The sequence below is a fragment of the Paenibacillus sp. NPDC057886 genome (assembly GCF_042796655.1).
Taxonomy (GTDB): domain Bacteria; phylum Bacillota; class Bacilli; order Paenibacillales; family Paenibacillaceae; genus Paenibacillus.
Map to the genome: position 1 here is coordinate 681844 of NZ_JBHVMZ010000003.1, position 6709 is coordinate 688552.

The 6709-nt window shown below is 43.7% G+C and carries 5 protein-coding genes; all 5 read left to right on the plus strand.

Features of this window, described 5'->3' with window-relative positions:
- The first annotated feature begins 26 nt into the window (after positions 1-26).
- The 5 genes from ACFVQB_RS13745 (at position 27) to ACFVQB_RS13765 (ending at position 6529) form a co-directional block, all read left to right on the plus strand.
- On the plus strand, positions 27-1070 hold the full coding sequence (locus tag ACFVQB_RS13745) for a LacI family DNA-binding transcriptional regulator (RefSeq protein ID WP_379439600.1): 1044 nt from the start codon (positions 27-29) through the stop codon (positions 1068-1070).
- Between the two features lie 615 nt (positions 1071-1685).
- Positions 1686-2648: an ABC transporter permease gene (locus ACFVQB_RS13750; protein WP_379439603.1), complete on the plus strand. Its 963-nt coding sequence runs from the start codon at positions 1686-1688 to the stop codon at positions 2646-2648.
- A 15-nt stretch (positions 2649-2663) separates the two neighbouring features.
- Complete coding sequence (locus ACFVQB_RS13755) at positions 2664-3548, plus strand: carbohydrate ABC transporter permease (RefSeq protein WP_379439606.1); 885 nt, start codon at positions 2664-2666, stop codon at positions 3546-3548.
- A gap of 41 nt (positions 3549-3589) precedes the next feature.
- Complete coding sequence (locus ACFVQB_RS13760; RefSeq protein WP_379439609.1) at positions 3590-5215, plus strand: type 2 periplasmic-binding domain-containing protein; 1626 nt, start codon at positions 3590-3592, stop codon at positions 5213-5215.
- Positions 5216-5257: 42 nt separating this feature from the next.
- On the plus strand, positions 5258-6529 hold the full coding sequence (locus ACFVQB_RS13765) for a Gfo/Idh/MocA family protein (protein ID WP_090953297.1): 1272 nt from the start codon (positions 5258-5260) through the stop codon (positions 6527-6529).
- Positions 6530-6709: the final 180 nt, after the last annotated feature.

Here is a 6709-nt window from a genome sequence, read left to right on the forward strand (position 1 = left end):
TGAAGAGAGCAAGGGGAGGTGCTGTAATGCCAAAATTAAAAGATATCGCAGAACGTGTAGGCGTATCCATATCAACGGTTTCGCGTGCGATCAGCAATGATACCAACCGACCGGTCAATGAAGGGACAAAGCGAAAAATTAGGGAAGCTGCTCTTGAGTTAGGATACAATTTGGATGAATCCTCCAAATCAATTGGCAAAGAAATTACCTCAGCCAAACGGATAGCTTGTATCGTGCCACAGATTTTGATGGATGATCATCCGTACTTTTCACAGGTACTGACAGGTTTTCACGTTAAAATGACGGAACTGGGGCTGCCTCCAGCAATTGTCCGCACTTGCGAAGAACTTAGTGACACCGAACGGATAAAGATGATGCTTCAGGAAACGGGTACTCAAGGTATAGTCGCAATCAGCTGGTACGATGAAAAATTGTTTGAGCTGCTTGAGCAAGAGAATATCACTGTACTGGGTGTAAGTCTCAATGACGAAAGGCTTACTGTACCAGTCGTTGACTGTGACCGAATATTTTCTGCCCGCACAGCAGTCCGTCATTTGATCGAGCAAGGTCATACCCGGATTGGCTTTATCGGTGGCCCCGCATATTCGGAACAAATAGAGAGCGAAGAAAGGTATGTCGGTTATAAATTTGCCATGCTGGAAGCAAACCTGAATCTGAATGAACATTGGATTATCAATACCAACTGGAATGTGAATCTCAGCTACAGCAGACTGACGGATCTCCTGACCGAGACGCCCAAGTCTGATTGGCCGACGGCAATTTTTTGTGCAAGTGATATGCTCGCTATTCCTGCGATGCGGGCAGTGGTTGAACAAAATGGCCGTATTCCTCAAGATATAGCATTCGTGGGCATGGATAATATTTCTATGGCGCAGTATACGACACCACCTCTGACGTCCGTGCAAGTTCCAAAATATGAGATCGGCAAAGTGGCGGCACAATTAATTAATGATTATCTGGAAGGACGTTATTCATCTCTTCATAAAGTGTTGTTGCCCAGCACCCTTATTGTACGGGAATCATCTGTTTATGATCGTACAAATGACTAGTTAGTTGTGTGATATTATATTACATATAAAACCCCATAACTTTAATATAAATCCTGCGAGGAAGGCATCCGCGTGGGGTTTTCTTGTTTTTTTAGCCAAATATCATCCAAATGAAGCCAAAAAAATGTTTGACAAGCGTCTGTGGGCTATATTATGATGTATGAAATTAAGCGTTTGGCTTTATTTTCTATGTTTTTGGATTTAGCCAGCAGCTAAGATAATATCTTCAACCAAATTATTGATTGCGCTTTCATCACCTTTAAATCAATGTTTATATAAAATACACAAGAATCCTCTAAAACTCTTATAACCTATTATCCAAACTAATACCTACCAATTTACATATAATATATTCCAAACTGTTACCAAAATAACACCAAATATATATCCAAATATATATCCAAAAAATCTCCTTGCATTAGATAATGAAGTCATCTATTAACGCTCTTCACTCACTTTGTGTAACAACTTCTAACATATAAGTACTTTAAATCAAATCTTAGAAATCAAAAAAGAAAGGTGGAAACTTTTTCGAGCAGCGTTAGGACGCTGGTGATTTAACACAAAGACATTTTGCCAGGCAGAATTGTAGTGACAACTCCAGGGGGGATGTTCATGGCCAATACAACTGTACAACCTGCAATGAATGCAGTACATGAAAAAAAGAGAAGAAGACGTCAAAAGTGGAACCCCATTTTACGAAATTGGCAGCTTTATTTGTTAATTTCACCAGTTGTTGCTTATTACATTGTCTTTCAGTACTTGCCGATGTATGGCATTCAAATCGCATTTAAGGATTTCATTGCAACGAAGGGAATCTGGGGAAGCCCCTGGATCGGTGTTGAACATTTTGAACGTTTTTTTCACAGTTATTTCTTCTGGAGATTAATTAAAAATACGCTTGGACTTGGGTTATACAGCTTGGCGGTGGGTTTTCCAGTCCCTATCATTTTGGCGCTTCTGATGAATGAGGTAAGGGCGGAAAGGTTTAAAAAATTTGTTCAGACCATAACCTATGCACCGCACTTTCTATCAACCGTCGTGGTCGTAGGCATGATGATGATGTTTTTATCGCCGCGATACGGAATCATTAATCACTTCATTGGTATGTTTGGTGGCAATCCCATTAATTTCTTGTCTGAACCATCCTGGTTCAAGACCTTGTTTGTGATGTCGGATGTATGGCAGACCATGGGCTGGAGCTCAATTATTTATTTGGCGGCATTAGCCGGCGTGGACTCTCAGCTTCATGAAGCAGCACGTGTGGATGGGGCAACCCGGTTGCAGCGGATATGGCATATTAATATACCGAGTATTATGCCGACAATTATCATTTTGTTCATTTTAAATATCGGAAGCATCATGGGTATTGGTTTCGAGAAGGTCCTGCTGATGCAGAACACACTGAATTTAGAAACCTCGGACATTATCTCTACCTACGTCTACCGGAGCGGGATACAAGATGCTGAATACAGCTTCTCGGCGGCAATTGGTCTGTTTAACTCCATCATCAATTTCATCTTACTGGTCACTGTTAACCAGATCTCAAAACGTATGAGTGAAACGAGCCTATGGTAAGGGGGTTGCTGGTGCATGCTTGTTGAATCTAGAGGAGATCGTATTTTTAATATAGTTAACCATTTTTTGTTAATTATAATTACGCTTATTGTAATCTACCCGCTTGTTTTTGTGTTAAGTGCTTCGTTCAGTGATCCGCAGGCTGTCCTGCGTGGTGAAATGTTCCTATGGCCTAAGGGAATCAATTTCCATTCTTACGAGAAGATTTTTCAGAACAAAGATATCCTCAGAGGTTATTCCAATACACTGATCTACACGTTAGTGGGGACGTTGATTAATCTCGTTATGACGATTCTGGCGGCATATCCGCTATCTCGAAAGGATTTTATAGGCCGCAATGCCATCATGGCCCTGTTTGTTTTCACGATGTTCTTCAGTGGCGGACTAATTCCAACCTATATGCTAATCAAAAACCTTGGCATGTTAAACACATTTTGGGTCATGATCATTCCGAATGCCGTTTCAATCTGGAACATCATTATTATGCGGACTTTCTTCCAGCAATCGATTCCAAATGAGTTGCATGAGGCGGCGACGATTGATGGCTGCTCGAATATTCAAACGTTAACCCGGATTATCCTGCCTTTATCCATGCCCATTATCGCGGTTACGATTCTGTTCTATGCTGTTGGGCACTGGAACGCCTTCTTTAACGCAATGTTGTATCTGTCAGACAAGAACAAATTTCCACTTCAACTCATTTTGCGGGAAATTCTGATTCAAGGCCAGACGAATGATATGGTCAAAATGTCAACCGAGTCTGCGATTAAGCAGCAAAGGGAAGTGGAAGGCATCAAATATGCTGTACTCGTCGTTGCCAATATCCCGGTGCTCCTGCTTTATCCTTTCCTGCAAAGATATTTTGTTAAAGGCGTAATGATTGGTGCCATTAAGGGATGATTCGTTGTATGGATAACGTTGGGACAAAGGGAGGAATAAGAATGAGGCTCAAAAAGTGGGGGAGTATCGCTCTGGTTTGTATGATGTCCGTTTCGATGCTGGCCGGGTGCAGTTCTAAGGATGCTGATTCGGGAAGTAGCAAGGATAAAGGAGCTGCTAATGGCAAAGTCAATGCGAGCGGATTTCCGATCGTAAATGACACCATTACAGTGAGCGGATTTGCCGGAAAGTTTTTTGCCAATGCAGACTGGAACGATCTCAGACTCTGGAAAGAGTATGAGAAGATGTCCAATGTTCATATCCAGTGGGATACGGTGCAGAAGGATAATTTGAAGGAAAAACGCAATCTCCTGCTGGCAGGCGGCGCTTACCCGGAGCTGTTCTACGCCTCGGCGTTTTCCAGATCGGATCTGCTGAAATACGGCAAGCAGGGCGCATTCATTCCTCTAAATGATCTGATCGACCAATATGCGCCTAACTTTAAGGCTCTAATGAAGAAGTATCCGGTTATTGGCAAAGGGATTACAATGCCGGATGGTAACATATATGGGCTGCCAACCTTGTATGATCCGGAATTCAAGTCGGTTCTGTACGGAACACCTTGGGTGAAGCAAGAGTGGCTTGATAAATTAGGTTTGCAGGAACCGCAGACGTTAGATGACTTCTATACTATGTTGAAAGCTTTTAAAGAAAAGGACCCGAACGGCAACGGCCAAAAGGACGAGATTGCCTGGGGCGGTGTGGGAACGAATGGTGTGGTGAACTACCTGCGAGGTTCATTTGGGTTGAATAATCATGGCACCTCCAACATTAACATTGATACAGACCCTCAGACAGATAAAGTACGCTTTATTCCAACCGATCCCCAGTACAAGGAGCTGCTACAGTTCGTGAATAAGCTCTACAAGGACGGATTGCTCGAGCAGGACATTGTATCTGTTAAGAGTACCGAAGTGGATGCCAAAGGTATGGAAGGCCTGATCGGAGTCGTGGATAATGTCGATCCGGTTGCGATATACAATCAGCAAGGTTATGTTGGCATGCCAGTACTGAAGGGTCCTCATGGCGATCAGACATACAACGCCTATGGTTCTCCACTCGGTAATATCGGGATGTTTGTACTGACAGATAAAGCCCAAAATCCAGAGGCCATGATCCGCTGGGTGGATTATTTCTACAGCGATGAGGGCATCAAAACGTTCTTCATGGGCTGGAAAGATGAGACGTATAAAGAAGACGCAGAAGGTAACGTAGACTATGTCGACAATATCAAAAACAACCCGGATGGCCTTAATCTAGACCAGGCGGTAGGTCAATACCTGATCTGGCCGGGTGGATACTACCCTGGTTTTGTGAAACAGAAATACTTCAAGGGTGCTGAAGGTCTGCCAACTTCGGTTGATAATGCGAAAAAAGCAGAGCCTCACATTTTACCACAAGATCAAATATGGCCTCCGTTTAATTTCACACAGGAAGAACAGCGGGATCTGACCACTTTCCAGACGGATATTGAAACGTATGTAGATGAAATGCGTGATAAATTCATTACTGGAAATGAATCCTTTGACAATTGGGATCAGTATGTGGCAGCTCTCCAAAAGATGGGCGTAGAACGATATGTAGCCATCTATCAATCAGCAGCAGACCGTTATACCCAAGCGGATTAGAAGGTTATCTGTAGATTTCAGATCATAAAGGAGCGAACAAATATGAGTCAACTGAAAGCAGTCCTGATTGGAGCAGGTGCAAGGGGCGCGGGTGGTTATGCACCCTATGCACTTGATTATCCGCATGAGCTTACCTTCATTGCAGTTGCCGAAGCCGATCCAGTGAGAAGAGCAAGATTTGCTGAGAAGCACGGGATTCCGCCGGAACACTGTTATGAGACTTGGGAGCCCCTGTTGGCTGAACCTAAGCTGGCTGATATTGCGGTTATTTGTACACAGGACAGAATGCATTATGGCCCAACCATGCAGGCTTTGGATAAGAAGTATCATGTTATGCTGGAGAAGCCGATGTCCCCTGATCCAAAGGAATGTCTTGAGATGGAACAAGCGGCCAGAGATAATGACCGGCTGCTGACGATCTGCCATGTGCTGCGGTACACACCGTTCTGGAATACAATCAAGAAGGTGATACAAGAAGGGCGTATCGGAGAAATTGTCTCCATTCAGTTGAATGAGAATGTGGGTTACTGGCATATTGCCCACAGCTTCGTGCGAGGAAATTGGAACAATTCCAACACATCCAGCCCGATGATCCTGTCCAAGTCATGCCATGATATGGACGTATTATCCTGGCTCGTGGATCAGCCTTGCCTCAAGGTCAGTTCGTTCGGATCTCTTAAACATTTTCATGAAGGTAATGCACCGGAAGGTTCCGCTGACCGATGCTTGGATTGTGCTGTAGAACCAACCTGCGCGTATTCTGCACCAAGATTTTATTTGAGTGACCAGTTCAGGGGTTGGGCAGGACATTTTACACAGGAGCTGACAAAACCGAATATCATACAGGGCTTGCGTGATACCGATTACGGTCGGTGTGTATACCGGAGTGACAATAATGTAGTAGATCATCAGGTCGTGAATATGGAATTTGAAGGTGGAGCTACGGCCATGTTCAGTATGTGCGGGTTTACATTTGAGCAGGAACGTAGAATCCAGATCATGGGGACTAAAGGAGAACTTCGTGGTGAGGAAGATCAAATTACCGTGTACGACTTTTTGACACATCAAAAAACAGAAATCACAATCCCTTCTCAAACCAGTGGCCATGGTGGGGGAGACAGCGGCATTGTGAGGAATTTTCTGAATGAGGTGCGTCACTATAACGGCCAGGAAAGCCTGACATCGGCTGCAGCTTCCGTCCGGAGTCATCTGATCGCATTCGCAGCTGAAAAGTCGCGGCTGAACGGGGGCGAGTCTATCGATCTGAATGAATATGCCCGTCAGCTTATGGTGAAGGAAGAGCTATCTAAATAATCAGCAGTGTATTGATAAGCTGCCCTCAAGGTATGAATATATTTTGAGGGACGGCTTTTTCGTATTATCAGGTTAGCCAGTAATTTAAATTGTACCCTCTGTAAAGGACATTTAAAAAAAAGGTTAGGCAACTTCTTTAAGCTGCTGTCTGTATTTTGCAGGCGGTAGCTTTTTTAAATT